At 43.4% G+C, this 15,497-nt stretch carries 12 protein-coding genes; 5 read left to right on the plus strand and 7 right to left on the minus strand.

Annotation, left to right across the window (positions count from 1 at the left end; translation table 11 throughout):
• Together MmiAt1_RS00230 and MmiAt1_RS00235 are read left to right on the plus strand one after the other, a co-directional pair.
• Positions 1-1,917 carry a BatA and WFA domain-containing protein gene (locus MmiAt1_RS00230; protein ID WP_318784905.1) on the plus strand — a complete coding sequence of 639 codons (1,917 nt, stop codon included), beginning with the start codon at positions 1-3 and terminating at the stop codon, positions 1,915-1,917.
• The gene (locus MmiAt1_RS00235) at positions 1,917-4,583 is read left to right on the plus strand and encodes a hypothetical protein (protein WP_318784906.1); all 2,667 of its coding nucleotides are present in this window, start codon (positions 1,917-1,919) and stop codon (positions 4,581-4,583) included. Before MmiAt1_RS00230 ends, MmiAt1_RS00235 begins: the two co-directional genes overlap by 1 nt.
• 253 nt (positions 4,584-4,836) lie before the next feature.
• On the opposite strand, the gene MmiAt1_RS00240 is transcribed toward MmiAt1_RS00235, so the two are convergent.
• Both MmiAt1_RS00240 and MmiAt1_RS00245 read right to left on the minus strand, forming a co-directional pair.
• Positions 4,837-5,574: a fimbrial biogenesis chaperone gene (locus tag MmiAt1_RS00240; RefSeq protein WP_318784907.1), complete on the minus strand. Its 738-nt coding sequence runs from the start codon at positions 5,572-5,574 to the stop codon at positions 4,837-4,839.
• A gap of 268 nt (positions 5,575-5,842) precedes the next feature.
• On the minus strand, positions 5,843-6,217 hold the full coding sequence (locus tag MmiAt1_RS00245; RefSeq protein ID WP_318784908.1) for a hypothetical protein: 375 nt from the start codon (positions 6,215-6,217) through the stop codon (positions 5,843-5,845).
• A 541-nt stretch (positions 6,218-6,758) separates the two neighbouring features.
• On the opposite strand from MmiAt1_RS00245, the gene MmiAt1_RS00250 reads away from it, so the two are divergent.
• On the plus strand, positions 6,759-8,030 hold the full coding sequence (locus MmiAt1_RS00250) for an amidohydrolase family protein (protein ID WP_318784909.1): 1,272 nt from the start codon (positions 6,759-6,761) through the stop codon (positions 8,028-8,030).
• A 143-nt stretch (positions 8,031-8,173) separates the two neighbouring features.
• The gene (locus tag MmiAt1_RS00255; RefSeq protein ID WP_318784910.1) at positions 8,174-8,626 is read left to right on the plus strand and encodes a universal stress protein; all 453 of its coding nucleotides are present in this window, start codon (positions 8,174-8,176) and stop codon (positions 8,624-8,626) included.
• A 153-nt stretch (positions 8,627-8,779) separates the two neighbouring features.
• On the opposite strand, the gene pstB is transcribed toward MmiAt1_RS00255, so the two are convergent.
• The 4 genes from pstB to MmiAt1_RS00275 form a co-directional block, all read right to left on the minus strand.
• A complete protein-coding gene (pstB, locus tag MmiAt1_RS00260) occupies positions 8,780-9,655 on the minus strand; it encodes a phosphate ABC transporter ATP-binding protein PstB (RefSeq protein WP_318784911.1) in 876 nt (291 codons plus the stop codon).
• Between the two features lie 201 nt (positions 9,656-9,856).
• A complete protein-coding gene (gene pstA / locus MmiAt1_RS00265) occupies positions 9,857-10,777 on the minus strand; it encodes a phosphate ABC transporter permease PstA (RefSeq protein WP_318784912.1) in 921 nt (306 codons plus the stop codon).
• A 1-nt stretch (position 10,778) separates the two neighbouring features.
• Positions 10,779-11,633, minus strand: coding sequence for a phosphate ABC transporter permease subunit PstC (gene pstC / locus MmiAt1_RS00270; protein ID WP_318784913.1), 855 nt, complete (start codon positions 11,631-11,633; stop codon positions 10,779-10,781).
• Positions 11,634-11,826: 193 nt separating this feature from the next.
• Positions 11,827-12,714 (minus strand): PstS family phosphate ABC transporter substrate-binding protein, encoded by an 888-nt coding sequence (locus MmiAt1_RS00275; RefSeq protein ID WP_318784914.1) that lies wholly within the window; start codon positions 12,712-12,714, stop codon positions 11,827-11,829.
• Positions 12,715-13,526: 812 nt separating this feature from the next.
• Here MmiAt1_RS00275 and MmiAt1_RS00280 point away from each other — a divergent pair.
• Complete coding sequence (locus MmiAt1_RS00280) at positions 13,527-14,276, plus strand: precorrin-8X methylmutase (RefSeq protein ID WP_318784915.1); 750 nt, start codon at positions 13,527-13,529, stop codon at positions 14,274-14,276.
• A 158-nt stretch (positions 14,277-14,434) separates the two neighbouring features.
• Here the strand turns inward: MmiAt1_RS00280 and MmiAt1_RS00285 are convergent, their stop codons facing one another.
• Positions 14,435-15,142, minus strand: coding sequence for a 2,5-diamino-6-(ribosylamino)-4(3H)-pyrimidinone 5'-phosphate reductase (locus MmiAt1_RS00285; protein ID WP_318784916.1), 708 nt, complete (start codon positions 15,140-15,142; stop codon positions 14,435-14,437).
• Between the last annotated feature and the right edge of the window lie 355 nt (positions 15,143-15,497).

The following is a 15,497-nucleotide window of genomic DNA, read 5'->3' on the forward strand; positions in this document are numbered from 1 at the left end:
ATGGCAATCGCTGATTCACTCGCCTCGCTTCCCTTTATCTTTCCGCTGGCGCTTCTCGGTCTTTTATCGATTATCCCGCTGATTATTCTGTATATGCTTCTTCCAAAACCTTTCAAAGTGAGCATGCCGTCTGTCATGTTCCTTGTGAAAGTGGAAGAGTCCCGCGAAAAAATTTATTCGTCCATTACGAAAATCGTTAAAGATCCGCTTTTCATCGTTCAGCTTTTCGTTTTGATTCTGCTGACGCTTGCCGCGGCCGGTCCGTACATTCTGACCTATGATACGCACAGCGACGAAAGCACCGTCATCATCATTGACGGTTCCGCCAGTATGGAAGTCGGAGACCGCTTCGAAACGGCGCAGCGCGACGCTGTCCGCTACCTCAGCCGAGTCAACACCGTCATCCTGGCAGAATCCATTCCGATTATTGTTGCCGAAAATGTCAGCGCGTCCGAAGCCGAGCGGGCCATTCAGGGCCTGTCGCCCAAAGGCGTGACCGCCGACATCGGGTCCGCCATGTCATCGGCCGGCTACATTCTTTCCGCCAAAGGCGGTTCCGTTTACGTTCTTTCCGACTTTACTTCGTGGGACGGCCTGAACCCGCTGGAAGCCAAGAACCTTCTCGGCAGCGGTTTAAACGTTCATTTTGTTCCGTACGGCACGCCGACGAGCAACAATTTGGCAATCATCAACGGCTATTTGGAAAAAGCCAACGGCACTTACAATTATCATTTCATGGTCCGCAATTATGACACGGGCGTCAAATCCGTTTACGCAAACGTGACGACAACGCTTCCGAACGGCTCCAGGCTCGTTTACAGCCCGCTGACCGTCACCGTTCCCGGAGACGACGTTGAAACCTTTGTGTTCAAAAACGTCAGCCGCGGAACAACCGAAATCCGCCTGGCAACAAACGACGCCCTGGATTCGGACAATTACGCTTATATTTCCATTCCGGGAACGCAGTCCGCAAGCGTTCTTTACATCTCGGATGTCGGCACTTCAAAAACACTGCCGTCTCAGATTGCGCTTTCGCTCATTCCCGAACTTTCCGTTACAAGCGTCGGCGATGTTCCCGAAAACATCTCGTCGAATTACAGTTTTGTTGTCGTGAATATGGGTGATCATGTGCTGACGGGCACTGAAGTCGACGCGCTGAACAGCTATGTTTCAAGCGGCGGCAATTTGGTTTTTGTTGCCGGAACCTATTTGGAGTCCGCCAATCAGACCGTTAATCTGTCAAAAATGCTTCCGGTCCGAATCAGCGAAACCGTTTCAACACAGGCGGGAACACCGATTTACGCGGTCGGCAGCGACTTTACAAGCGGTCTTGAATTAAACAGCGTTTACATGCGCACGTATCTGAATGCGGAAACGCGTAATTTGACGGCGACGGCTTATCCGGTGATGACGATGGAAGGCGTCCCGATTATCGCGTACGGACCGTACGGAAACGGAACGGTTTTCTACTTCGGTTTGGACGATCATTCCGGCGAAGATGCGTGGAACAACTTTGCCAGTTTCCCCGCATTCCCGGTCTTCTGGATCCGCATTGCCGATTACTTTGCAGGCATCGGCGACATTTCGGAATACAATGTGAAAGCCGGCACAATTCTGTCGCTTTCATCGAATACGGAAATCAGCACGCCCGACGGGACAGTGACGACCAACCGCATTTTGTTTGACACGGTCGGCGTTTACACGGTCGGTTCAAAAAAGATTGCCGTTAACATGTACAATGACAAAGAATCGAACACGCTGACGCCGCAGATCAGCGGTCTTGAAAATGCCGGCGGCGGCGGCGATCTGCCCGAGCTGTATGAAATCAAGAACAACCTGTTCTATATCTTTGTGATACTGGCGGCGATATTCATCATTCTCGAGCTTTATTTGCTCAGAAAACGGGGGGATATTTAATGGTTCATTTTGACATGCCTTTGGTATTGATTTTATTGATTCCCGCCGTTTTGATTGCATTTTATTTCTTTAAAAAAGCGGTCGGGAGAAAACAAAAACTTCTTATCAGCTCACGCGCCGTGATTTCCGTTCTTTTAATCATTGCGCTGGCCAATCCGATTTCGTTTATGACGGTCACGCGGACCGACACGAATCCGGATATGGTTTTGGTGGCCGACAACACGGCCAGTATGAGTTATTTCTCCTCCGGCGGCGCTCAGGAACTTTATGATTATTTCTCGGACAAGTTCCAGATCAAATATGATACGCTGGCCGGCAATTACACGGCGCTCGGCGAAAAAATCATTCAATACGCCGACGGGCGCAATCAGATCATTTTGGTAACCGACGGCAACAGCAACTACGGCAAAACGCTGGAAGAAGGCATTGACATTGCCGTTCAGACCGGCACCACCGTCTCGGCCGTCGTTCCGACAATGGAAAAGAATGATTTGAGCGTTGAGCTGACGGGTGACAAATCCGTGATTTACAGCAACACGCAGGAATTCGGCGTCACGGTCCGCCAGGCGGGAACCGGCTCTGTCACGTATTCGTATGTGGTGACGCAGAACAACAACACCGTTTTCAGAGAAACCGTGACAATGGAAGAAGGCGAACAGGAGAAAACCACTTACTTCCAGACGCGTTTCATGTCTCTCGGCGCGCATGAGCTGCAGGTGACTTTGAATTCATCGGCCGACACGGATCCGATTAACAATGTTTATACGAAATCCATTTACGCGATTGAAAAGCCGAACGTCATCATCGTGACTTCCGAAAAGGATGCTTCTTTGGCGCAGGTTGTCGGAACGCTTTACAATGTCACGGTTGTTGAAAGCCTGTCGGATTTCGGAAACAATCTCGGGGGCGCTTTGGCTGTCACAAAAACAGTTGTGATCGACAACATGTATATCGGCAATATGACCGAAGAAGATGTGGCTTATTTGAAAGAATATGTTTCCGAAGGCGGCGGTCTGATGGTTGTCGGCGGCAAAATGGCTTACGATTATCCGGCCGGTCATTCTTACGTGAATTCGTCGTTTGAAAAATTGCTGCCGGTCGTTTCTGTTCCGTCCGATTGGGAAGGCATTCAGGATGTTTATCTGTTCTTAGACGTTTCGGACAGCGCCAGTTCCTGGGGTTCCAACAATGAAACCATTCTTTCCAATATCAAAAAATCCGCCGTAAATATCATTGAAAGCGATTATTTCAAAGAGGCGAATATTACTTATTTCACAATCGGCGACCAATCCCGTAATGATACCGGCGATTTTTATTTTGTCGGCAATCCGCGGGAATCGGAAGCTCTTAAAAAAGAGATAGAGGATCTGAAAACCGGTGACGGTCAAACAGATTTGGTTCACACGTTCGATCGGGCCATTCCGATCATGGAAAACCGTTCAGGACAGCCGCTGATCATCATTATTTCCGACGGCAATCTGCTGAACCAGAGAACTTACAATGAACTGCTCCGCGCCGCCAACCAGGCGGATAAATACGGCGCATCCATGCTTTTCATGAATCTTTACACGAACGGGTCAAGACGCCCGAGCCAGTTTAATGATTCGCGCGGCAACATTTATGCGAAATCCCTGATGAGAAATTATAAAGGCGACGGCGTTTATGTCGAATCCAACAAGGGTCTTCCGATTTATCCGAATTTCTCCCAGATGTTCGGCGAAGTGGAAAATCCCAATGAAAATGTGACGGAATCGAATCTTTACATTTCCAATCCGAAGCACTTTATTGTTCAGGGATTGAATCTTTCGGAAACAAATATCAGCGGCTACAACGGCGTCACGCCGAAAGCCGGGTCGGATAAGCTGATTATTGCGGGCGACGGATCGCCGATCTTAACGGTTTGGCGCTACGGTCTCGGCCGCGTGGCTTCTCTGACGACGGACAACGGTCTCGGCCGCGGCAATTATTGGGCGCCCGAACTGTACGCGTCGCCGGGATCTAAGGTGATTTCGGCAACGACGAATTGGGTCATGGCCGATCCGAATAAGGAAAGCGGTTTGGTGATTGATTGTCCGGACACGTATGTCGGTCTTCCGGTGACGCTTCGTGTGAATATGTATGACGAGGGCGTTCCCGTGCTGATGCTGGACGGCAAAAAGCTGCTTCTGACAATGGAGTCCGAAGGGGTTTATGTCACGGAACTTGTCTTTAACAAAACCGGCACTTACAATATTTCCGGCTATCCGGTTACCGTGAATTATCCGGTCGAATACCGCGACATCGGTGCTTATCCGGATTTGCGCCGGCTGGTTGAATCAACCGGCGGCAACGTTTACACGGTCAGTCAGGCCAAAGCGCTTTACATTCAAAACAACGGCGACACCGCAACTTACAAAACGCGCGAAGCCGTCAGTTTCAATGTTTATTTGCTGCTGATTGCGCTTCTGATTTTCCTGGGCGAAGTGATTTATCGCCGCGTCACGGAAATTAAAGAATTAAAGCGTCTTCACGAAGAATATGACAAGCATGAAAAAGAGTCGCCCGGCTCGGCACCGCCGCGTCCGGATATGTCGCAGTTCCGGCGCCAAAACGATATGGTGGCGGATGCCAAATCCGATGCCAAAAACTTCCTGGCGAAAATGAAAGATAAAACAAAGAAAAAGTGAAAGGATTCATCCTTTCCTTATTCTTTTTATTTTTGTATTTTTTTAACTGTTTCCTTTTGTATTTTTTTAACTGTTTCCTTTTTGATTTTTTAAGTTTCTTTTGACTTCTTTAAGTTTCTTTTGACTTCTTTAAGTTTCTTTCTTTTTTGATTTCCTTTTCTCTTTGCTTTTTATTGTTTCTACTGTTTTCTCTTTACTGTTTCTACTGTTTTCTCTTTACTGTTCTACTGTTTTCTTTTTGAGTTTCTCTTTTTCAGGTTTCTTTCTTTTTTCTTTTCTGAATTTGAATTCCTGCTGCTGTAAACAGCAATAAAAGAGCGATTAACGAAATAAAAATAATTTTTTCCGTCATTTTCTTTTCTTCGGATTTTTCCAAAACAGTTTCATTCTCCGGATGATTTTCTGTTTCAGGCACGGTATTTTTTGAGCCCGTTTGGTTTAAATTGCTGTTTTTGTTCTCTTCCGTGTCTGTTTTTCCGGTTTCTGTTTCTCCGGAGATTAAACTGCCGGATTTGCTTCCTGTTTTGCTTCCCGTTTTATTTTCCGTTTTACTTCCCGTTTCATTCTCATTTTTGTTTTCTGTTCCGCTTATTTCGATCGGAATGATATATCCGACAGGCGTTTGCGTATCGGGATTCCGGATGATTTTTAATTTGCTTTCATCCGCCGAATTTTTGATTTTTGAAACGGGTATTGAAATTTCCAGACTGTATGTTTCTCCCGGCAAAACCGTTGCTTTCGTTTCGGATAATTCAAATTCCGCATTTGACTTATCCGAGCCGCCGCTTTCGATGTAAAAAATGTATGTGTTTTCGGTTTCACCCGTATTTGTCAGCGTCACCGTTTTTGTTTCTGTTTCCGCCGCGGTGCTGCCGGCATCTACTTCCAGCCTCATCGGCGAAACAGAATCGCTGATTACCAAACTTGTTTTCTGATCCGAGCCGGCGCAGGCCGGGCTCAGCATTCCTAAAATAAAGATTGCTGAAATCAAAATCAGAATCGGCGTGTAGATTCTGCTTTTATGTCGATTTTGTTTTCGATTTTGTTTGTTTTGTTTCATATTTTGCTTCATGTTTTGCTTCATATTTTGCTTCATGTTTTGTTCTCTGTCTTGTTTTCTGTCTTGTTTCCGGTTTTTTCTTCTCAAAATTTCACCTCATTATTTCGGAAGAATTTTTAAAAACATAAATGATTTGATTTTTTCAAAAAACAAAAGTATTTATTCGGGTTATTTTTCCAAGTCTCTCGTCATCCATTTTTCATTTTTCAAAAATTCGGGTTCGTTTTTTGATTGATTTTCGGAAATTGATGCTGCTGCGCGCGCGGCGGCCGGCAGCAGAAACAGGTCTGCAGGCGGCAACTGTATTGACGGAATCGATCCGGTAATCTGTGCAAACGGAAACGGTAAGGTAATCTGTGCCAAACAGAAACGGTAAGGTAATCTGTGCCAAACAGAAACGGTAAGGTAATCTGTGCCAAACAGAAACGGTAAGGTAATCTGTGCCCCCGTTCGCGGCAGCGAACGGCTGTTCTAAAAAGAAGCAGATGCAAATGGAAACGCATTCCTTGCCGCAGGGAGCACACATCTCTTCCCGCAAGCCGAAGCGGCAATAAAAACAGACCCAAGAAACCATAAAATAGTGACAAGTACCGCAAACAAAATCATGAAAAGTCAAATAAAAGCGGCAGGTATCACAAACAAAATCATGAAAAAGTCAAATTTCTGAATTTTCCTAAAAAAGCAATGTGCTGTCGCCCTTTACTAACACCCAAGAATCATCTCTTCCGGTAATCCTCAATCATCTTCGGTTTCCCTCGCAAAGGGCATTTCTGCACGGGTTTTTGTACCGCATTGGGGTTGTCCGAACAATCACAGACCGAGTTATCCGGATTCTCATGCCGGGACCTATACAATGCGACAGCTCAAAAAGACGGGCAAAGGATAAATAATTTGTTTGACGTTTTGATTTTGTTTCTGTGATTATTATGATTCATTTCTATGATTACTATGATTATTACGATTAATTTCTATGATTATTACAATTATTACGATTAATTTCTATGATTATTACGATTATTTGGCTGAATGATGAATTCATTTGATTTTTTGAACAAATCTGTTTTTTAACGGGATGCATTGACATTTTAAAATTTTATACGACTCGCAGGTGACACATGTCCGGTTTTGATGATTCCGATTTTATCAGGCTTCTTGAAATTGTCGAGCAGACCGAAAAGGAAAGGCGGAGCGGAACAGCTTTTCCGAAATCAACTGATGCTGACGGCTACGGCGATTACGCCGGCGACTACGACCGCGTTGTTTCGGGACTTATTTTCGCATGCGACGGGCCTGATTTAATTTACGGCAATGTTTACATCCAAAACGGAATTATCTGTGAAATCGAAGAGCTTCGCGGCTCTCAAATGAAATCTCACAATTGGATTGTGCCGCGCTTCGTCAATGCGCACACGCATATCGGAGACACGCTGCTCAAAGATCCGCCGCTCGGGTCGGAAATTTCGCCCTACGCGTATCGGCGGGATTTGGATTCTTTGGTCCGCCCGCCGAACGGGCTGAAACACCGGTTTTTGTCCGACCTCAGCACAGAAGAGTCTGTCGATTCCATGGAATCGGCCATTTGGAACATGTATCAGAATGGCATTTCTGTTTTTGCCGACTTCCGCGAAGGCGGCGTTGCGGGTGTTTCGGCTTTGATTGAAGCGTCCAAAAACGCTGCTCGGGATATTCATCCGATTATTTTCGGGCGTCCTTTATTGTCGGCGCCGAGAATTCCGAATTCTTCCGATATCATGTCGTCTCATATGTTTTTGGATGAGCTGAGAGATCTTTTGGAGCTTGCCGACGGCATCGGCGTCAGCGGCGCAAATGATATGGACGAATATGTTTTGGCAAAAATCGCTTCCAAGACGCAGTCCAAACGAAAGAAGCTGGCGATTCACGCCGGCGAAAAGGACCGAAGCGACATCGACTCGGCGCTTTCTTTGGATCCGGATCTGCTGATTCACATGACGCACGCCGAAAAAAATGATTTGAAAAAGGCAGCGGATGCAAACATTCCGATTACGGTTTGTCTCCGGTCGAATTTGGTCACGGGCGTCGGGCTGCCGCCGGTTTTAGATATGCTGGATGCCGGCATTTCCGTCAGCATCGGAACGGATAATATCATGCTCAATTCCCCGGACGTGTTTGAAGAACTTCATTTTTTGTCTAAAATCTACGGCATTACGGATTCGGCGCTTTTTAAAATGGCAACGGTTAACGGCGCAAATGCTTTGGGATGCCGGTTCACGGGGTCAATTGAGGTCGGCAAAAAGGCGGACATGATGGTTTTGAATTCAAAATCTCTGAATCTGAAACATGTGAAAGACCCGCTGGCCGGATTTATCAGACGTGCTGACACAGCCGATATTTTGGGAATTGTTTGAGTTCCGGTTTAATCTATTTTTTAGAATCAGTTTTATATTAAATGCGTTCGTTTTATTATTGTCCGCGATCCTTTGTTCTGATGACGGATATGACAATTCTTTTAAAATTGGATACATAAAAATTTAAAATGAGGTGCCGATGTATGACAGGAAATCTTTACAATACAATTATTGTCGGAACAGACGGAACGGAATATGCGAAAAAAGCCATTAACATGGCCGTCGGCTTGGCCAAACTGACCGACGCCAAATTGCACGCAGTTTATGTATCCGATGTTTCCAATATTACGCCGACCAGCGTCGAATGGGAAATGGTTGCCGAAAACATCAAATTGGAATCGGAAGCGGCATTTGAATTCGTTCGTGAAAGAGCTGCCGCCGAAAATGTCAATTTTGAAACCGCCAGCCTCTCGGGCGCGGCCGCCCAGGAACTCGTTCAATACGCCAATCAGGTCAATGCCGATTTGATTGTCGTCGGCGCCACCGGCAAAAAAGCATTTGAAAGACTGATTCTCGGAAGTGTTTCCGAAAAAGTCATCCGCAACGCCAAGCAGCCCGTTTTGGTGGTCAGAAGCGAAAATGTCGAAAACGAATAATTTCGTTTTCTGTATTTTCTTTTTTATTTTGTTTTTTATTTATTTCGTTTTTATTTCTTTATTTATTTCATTTTTATTTCTTTATTTATTTCATTTTTATTTCTTTATTTATTTCTTTTTTATTTCTTTAAGCTCTGAATCTTAATTGAAGCATCAGCCGAACCGCCCTGTAATGTATCCTTCTGTTTTTTTATCTCTCGGATTTTCAAATATCTGAACCGTTTCTCCGGATTCAATTAACTCTCCGGAAAGGAAAAAGGCCGTACAATCTGAAATGCGGGCTGCCTGCTGCATATTGTGCGTGACAATAATAATTGTATATTCTTTTTTCAATTCCGTCATCAGTTCTTCAATTTTTCCGGTTGAAATCGGATCCAGTGCGCTGCAGGGTTCGTCAAAGAGAATGATCTCAGGCTTCACCGCCAGTGTTCTTGCGATACAGAGACGCTGCTGCTGGCCGCCGCTTAAAGAAAATGCCGGATCTTTCAGACGGTCTTTGACTTCATCCCATAAGGCGGCGCTTTGAAGCGATTCTTCCACGATTTTCGGAATTTCTTTTTTTGAAACACCGTGAATTTTCGGGCCGTAAGCAACATTTTCGTAAATTGACATCGGGAACGGATTTGCTTTTTGAAAAACCATGCCGACACGTTTTCTCAAATCTGTAACGTCAATTTCTTTGCCGTAAATATTTTCGCTGTCAATGTGCACTTTTCCTTCAATTCTGCAGGTCGGGATCATATCATTCATTCGGTTCAATGTCCTCAAAAATGTTGATTTTCCGCACCCCGACGGACCGATAAATGAGAATATTTTATTTTTCGGAATGTCCAACGATATCTTTTTTAAAGCCTGATTGCTGCCGTACCATAAATTCAAATTTTCGACTTCAATTGCTTTTTTTCCGGAAGAATTTGCCTCAAAAACAACATCCTGTTCGTATGAATATTTGTTTTCGAATCCGACTGCGTTTTCAAATTTCAGTGTGTCTTCAAAAGAAAACCTGTTTTTTGATTCTGCTGCATTCATTTTCTTTTTTCCTGCGGTTATTAACTTTTTTTAATTTGATTTTTAAATTGGTTTTTAGATTGGTTTTTAGATTGGTTTTTAAATTGGTTTTTAGATTGGTTTTTAGATTGGTTTTTAAATTGGTTTTAAGTTGGTTTTTATTTTGATTTTTAGTTGATTTTGTTTGATTTTGTTTGATTTTGTTTGATTTTTATTTTGATTTTAATTCGGTTTGGCAGATTTCTTTTTGTAATGTTTCCGAATGCCGACGGCAATTAAATTCATTGAAAAAACAATTATCAGCAAAATCAATGCTGTTCCGTATTGAAGCGACCGTGTCAGTTCAATATTCATGCTTTCCGTTGCCATAACATACAAGTGGTAGGAAAGTGCCATGAACGGGGAGAAAACAGAATCAGGCGGTCTCGGATAGTAGTAAACGGCACCTGTAAAAAGAATCGGCGCCGTCTCTCCTGCTGCTCTTCCGATACTGATAATAATTCCGGTCATCATTCCCGAATATGCCGACGGAAGAACAACGGAACGAATGGTTTCCCATTTTGCAGCGCCCAAAGCGTATGATGCTTCCCTGTATTCTTTCGGGACCGCCGTTAATGCTTCCTGAGTTGTCCGGATAATGACCGGCATAATCAGCAGTCCCATCGTCAGAGATGCCGTTAAGAGAGACATCGGGAGGCCGATGTATTTGACGAACAAAGCCATTCCGAACAAACCGAAAATGATGGACGGCGTTCCGGCCAAGTTATTAACCGCCTGTTCGACAGCTTGTTTTATTTTTCCGTCGGATGCGTATTCTGTTAAATAAATTGCCGCAATGACGCCGAAAGGAACCGCAACAAGAAGCGATAAAACAACCAGTTCGATTGTTCCGACAATGCAGGGCAGAATTCCGCCTTCCGTCATCTGATTGGTCGGCATCTGCGTCAGAAAATCCGCAGAAATTGCCGAATATCCGTTTATGAAAATGTCTCCGGCAACGACAAACAAAATCAAAAGAACGGCAGCAACTGATAATCTCATCAGAAGGAATGCAATTTTTTGAAGAAAATCCTGTCTTTTTCTGAAAGCTGTTTTTTCTTTGTTTTTCATCCCGGCATCTATTTTTGCGTTACTATTTTTCATTTCAAATCCCCTGATTATGTTTCTTTTTAACGGCTTCTGCAATTCGATTGATTCCGACTGTTATGAGAAAAAGAACGGCGCCGATTGTAAACAGCGCATAATAATGTTCCGTTCCTTTGGCCACTTCGCCCATTTCGAGTGCGATTGTTGCGGTAATTGTTCGAACCGAAGACAAGAAAAGATCTGAGCCGGGGATAATTGCCATATTTCCGGTGACCATCATCACGGCCATTGTTTCGCCGACAGCTCTTCCAATTCCGAGGATGACCGCCGCCGTAATCCCGGAAAATGCGGCGGGAACGGTTACTTTGCGGATGGTCTGCCAATGGTTTGAACCGAGTGCCAGCGACCCCTGTTTCAAGGCGGCGGGAACCGCAGAAATTGCATCTTCAGAGACGGAAATAATTGTCGGAAGGGCCATGACTGCTAAAATGACTGATCCCGCCAAAGCGGTTTGACCGGTTGTCAAATCAAAAAATTCTTGGATGCGGGGAACCAGCAGAACCATGCCGCAAAAACCCAAAACGACAGACGGAATTCCGGCCAGCAGTTCAACGGCGGATTTTAAAATGTCAGCCGTTTTCGGCCCGGCCAGCTCGGCAATGTAAATCGCGCTGAGGATGCCGATCGGAACGGCCAGAATAATTGCTCCGGCCGTGACAATGAGCGTTCCGGCCAAAAGAGGCAAAAGTCCGAAAATTTCCGGGTTTGCGCCCGGCTTCCATTCGGTTCCGGTGATGAAGTCAAAAAAGCCGTATGTTTTGAAAAAAACAAAGCTTTCCGAAAACAAAAATAAACAAATCAAAAGCAGAACCAGAAGTGTTCCGATTCCGCCGATTAAAAAAAGAGATTTCATAGATTTCTCTCTGAAATCTCGAAAGCTGTGCTGAATCATATTTTTCCCGTTAATTTTTTTGAAATTCTGTTGAAATTCATCTGCCAAAGTTCATATTGGATCTGCCGATGTTCATATTGACTCTGCTGAAATTCATATTAGAATCCAATTGAATTCGATGAAGTTCACATTTTGAAATTCATATCGAGATGATTCATGCTTTTTTAAGGGGCGCGTATCCCATTTCACTGACAACTTTTTGACCGTCCGCGCTCAGAATGTATTCTATGAATTCGGATGCGGCAGTTTTTGTATTTTTGTCGGTGTAAAGATAAAGTGAGCGGGACAGGGGATATTTTCCGTTCAGGATGTTTTCTTCCGTCGGCGTTACGGTTGTTCCGCCGGATTCTATTCCGACGGTTTTGACGGCATTGTTTTGATAAGCGGCGCCGATAAATCCGACGGCTTTCGGGTTTTGGGAAACTTCCTGCGTCACAGCGCCGGTTGCGGATTGTGTGATTAAATCGTTTCTGAAAGATATTTCGCCCATGACTGCTTCTTTAAAGAATTCCTGTGTTCCCGAGGAAGAATCTCTGGCAATCGCTGCAATTTCAGCGTCTTCGCCGCCGACCTCTTTCCAGTTTTTGATTTCTCCGCTGTAAATTTTTTGGAGCTGGTCTAAAGTAAGAGCCGGAACAGGGTTTGACGGGTGAATTATGACGGCGATTCCGTCTTTTGCGATTTCATGTTCAACGGGATTGATTCCTTTTGCGCCGGCGTTTGAAATTTCGCTGTCTTTGATTTCTCTGGAAGACATTGCGATATTGTTGCTGCCGTCGATTAATTCGGCAATTCCCGTTCCGGAACCGCCGCCTTTGACACTGATAATGACGTCTGTGTTTTCTCTCATATAGTTTTCAGAAAGGGTTTGTGCCAACGGTAAAACAGATGTGGATCCGCTGACGGCGATAGTTCCGTCATCGGTATTTTGCCCGAGACATCCTGCTCCAAAAAATGTAAGCAGCAGAATCGCCAATAATGCGGTTATTTGAGTTGTTGAAATCTTTGCGTGGTTTTTATTTTTAATTTTGAATGTTTTCATTTAATATTGAACTCCGTTAGAGTTTTGCAAAAAATATTATCCCGGATCATTGGGCGGAATAATTTTGAATTTTGAAATTATTTTTTGCGGATTATTTTTTTGATTGTGTACAAATTCGACTACCTGTCGGCACTATTTATATTTTCTCTCCATATTCTATATTCTGACAATATTCTATATATAAAATCCAAGTTTTTCAAATATCCTCTCTGCTCTCTTAAAACAAAAACAATCGGCGTTTTTTTGTTTTTTTGGAAAAAATCCGACTCATTTAACTCTATTATTCGTTATCGTTTTCAAAGTCAGTTTTCATCAATTATAATTCAAAAACAACAAAATCTAAAAACAACAAAATCAAAAAACAATAAATTCAAAAAATAATAAACTCAAAAAATAAGTTAACAAAAATCGGCATCCGGGTTTTCAAATTTTTGAGTTTTCCGTTTTTAATTTTATTTTTTCAGATTATGCCTCATCATACGGTTATTTATATTTGTTTTCTGTTCAATAAAGTGTTCTTAAGATACTTTTAATAAGGTGAAATTCATAACTTTTCGATTGTCTCAAAGCTGAAAATAAGCGTCAGATAAAACCGCGAATTATGAAATAAATGAAAAATAGAATGAATTCATAATTTTTCATACATGAATTCATAGCTCTCATACATGAATTCATAGTTTTCATACATGAATTCAGAAGTCATCATACAATCATCGTATCACCACACAATCAATTACAGAATCAATTACAGAATCAATTACAGAATCATCGTACCATAACATCATATAAAACGAATCAGAGGTATCAATTCAATGTCCGGCGAAGATCCGAATTCAATAGAAATCAGCATCAGTGAAATTTATGATCAGCTTCAATATGTTCCGGCATCGGCTTCGAAAAAGGAGAAAGAGCCGGAGGAATTTGAAGAAATTCATGATGATTTTAATGAAAACCGAATCCGGAAAAGCTGCACGGAAGTTTCCGGCGATATTGACTACAAACGGTTTTTGATTTTTAAAACACATCCGGTTGCCGCAGCATTGAAAGCTTTCAAAAATGATTCCGTGATTTATACGGACACGCCGCTGATGCGCGCCGCGATTCTTTCGAGGATTCTGGATGAAAATGAAAAGGCTTTGATTGACAAACCCCGCGGCGGGTTTGATTCGGATAAACCGGTGAAAAAAACCATTATAAGAGTGCCTGAGATTATCTGCGCCGCCGAACATCCGAAAGCGGAAGAATTCGCCAAAAAATACAATGTTTCCAAATCTATGGCCGGTTTCATGATTTTGAAAGAGGATATTCAAAAATCAATTGTGATTATCGGAAAAGATGATTCTGCGCTTCTCAGCGTTTGCCGGATGGCCGAACGCGGCAGTCTGCCTTATCTCGTTCTCGGATTCCCGGCAGGCATTAACACACAGATGTCATCCAAAGAATATTTGGCTGACATTCCGGTTGAACTCCCGCTCATCACAATGTCTCAGACAAAAGGCGGCGTTGAAGCGGCAGCAGCATGCTTGGTTGAATTAATGAAAATTTACGAAGAAAGCCGTTAAACAGGTTTTTCTCTTTTTTATTTTCTCTCTTCTGTTTTGTTTTTTATTTTCTTTCTTCTGTTTTGTTTTTTTATTTTGCTTTTGTTTGTTTGCTTTTTATTTGCCGTTTTATTTTCTTTTTTTTCGTTTTTATTACTTTTTTTATCTTGTTTTGTTTTTCACTCATTGCCGACTTTCCATGTCAGCAGAATGCCGTCTTCAATCTGTTCGGCGGACTCAAGCGTCAGCTTTTTGAGATTTTCTTCTGAAAAACCGTCGCCGTCGGCAAAAGTCGGGGCGGTTTTTCCGCCGATAATCAGGTTTCCGACAAAGATTCTAATTTCATCTGCAATTCCTGCCGAAATCAGCCCGTAATTGAGCGTTGCGCCGCCTTCGACCATCAGGCGGGAAATTCCTTCGTTTTTGAGCTGTACGGCCATTTCTTCAAGATTTACATGTCCCGAATTGGCCGAGTCGGCGACAATAATTTTTGTCTCCGGCATTTCCGAAAGCGCCGAAATTTTGTCTGAAGGCGCCGATTTTGAAACGACAATTATTTTTTTTCCTTTTCCCTTTTTGAAAATATCCGCGTCAAGCGGTGTTCTTGCATTGCTGTCGACAATAATTCTGACCGGATTCTCTTCTTTTCCGGCGGCAATGCGCGCCTGTCGGCGCTGTTCGGATTTGACGGTCAGGCTCGGATCGTCAGCCAAAACCGTTCCGATGCCGACCATGATGGCGTCCGTTCCGGCGCGCAGTTCGTCCACGCGCTCGAAATCCGCTTTTCCCGAAATTTTGACTTGTTTTCGTTCAAACGTTGAAAGCTTGCCGTCGGCAGACATTGCGGAATTAATGAAAATATAGGGTCGGTCAGCGGGTGTTGTCATAAAAATCGTATTTTAAAACGGAAAGGAAGTATAAAAAACAAATGAAGGCAAAAGGGGGAAAAACAAAAAAACAAAACAAAAAAACAAAAGAAAACAGAGAAAAAAACAAAAAATGAAACATCATTTTTGATAACTTTTCAAACCCGAACCCCCTCTTCCATGAAATAAAGAAATAGAAAACGGGGTTCGTTTTTCTTTAACTTTTGAAGAAAACGATGTTTCGGTTTGGAATACAAATAATTGAAAAACCCAAGAACCGCCCCTCCAATCTGAATTTTGTGAGCGAAGCAAGCATTAGGAAGATTGAAGATAAATCCAATAGACTTCAATTAAATCAAAAAACGGTTTTAAATTA

The sequence above is a fragment of the Methanimicrococcus hacksteinii genome (assembly GCF_032714515.1).
Taxonomy (GTDB): domain Archaea; phylum Halobacteriota; class Methanosarcinia; order Methanosarcinales; family Methanosarcinaceae; genus Methanimicrococcus; species Methanimicrococcus hacksteinii.

Excerpts from the sequence above, each read along its gene's own strand:
- MmiAt1_RS00230 (WP_318784905.1), top strand. The coding sequence starts at position 1 with ATGGCAATCGCTGATTCACTCGCCTCGCTTCCCTTTATCTTTCCGCTG.
- MmiAt1_RS00235 (WP_318784906.1), top strand. The coding sequence starts at position 1,917 with ATGGTTCATTTTGACATGCCTTTGGTATTGATTTTATTGATTCCCGCC.
- MmiAt1_RS00245 (WP_318784908.1), bottom strand. The coding sequence starts at position 6,217 with ATGGTTTCTTGGGTCTGTTTTTATTGCCGCTTCGGCTTGCGGGAAGAG.
- MmiAt1_RS00250 (WP_318784909.1), top strand. The coding sequence starts at position 6,759 with ATGTCCGGTTTTGATGATTCCGATTTTATCAGGCTTCTTGAAATTGTC.
- MmiAt1_RS00255 (WP_318784910.1), top strand. The coding sequence starts at position 8,174 with ATGACAGGAAATCTTTACAATACAATTATTGTCGGAACAGACGGAACG.
- pstB (WP_318784911.1), bottom strand. The coding sequence starts at position 9,655 with ATGAATGCAGCAGAATCAAAAAACAGGTTTTCTTTTGAAGACACACTG.
- pstA (WP_318784912.1), bottom strand. The coding sequence starts at position 10,777 with ATGAAAAATAGTAACGCAAAAATAGATGCCGGGATGAAAAACAAAGAA.
- pstC (WP_318784913.1), bottom strand. The coding sequence starts at position 11,633 with ATGAAATCTCTTTTTTTAATCGGCGGAATCGGAACACTTCTGGTTCTG.
- MmiAt1_RS00275 (WP_318784914.1), bottom strand. The coding sequence starts at position 12,714 with ATGAAAACATTCAAAATTAAAAATAAAAACCACGCAAAGATTTCAACA.
- MmiAt1_RS00280 (WP_318784915.1), top strand. The coding sequence starts at position 13,527 with ATGTCCGGCGAAGATCCGAATTCAATAGAAATCAGCATCAGTGAAATT.
- MmiAt1_RS00285 (WP_318784916.1), bottom strand. The coding sequence starts at position 15,142 with ATGACAACACCCGCTGACCGACCCTATATTTTCATTAATTCCGCAATG.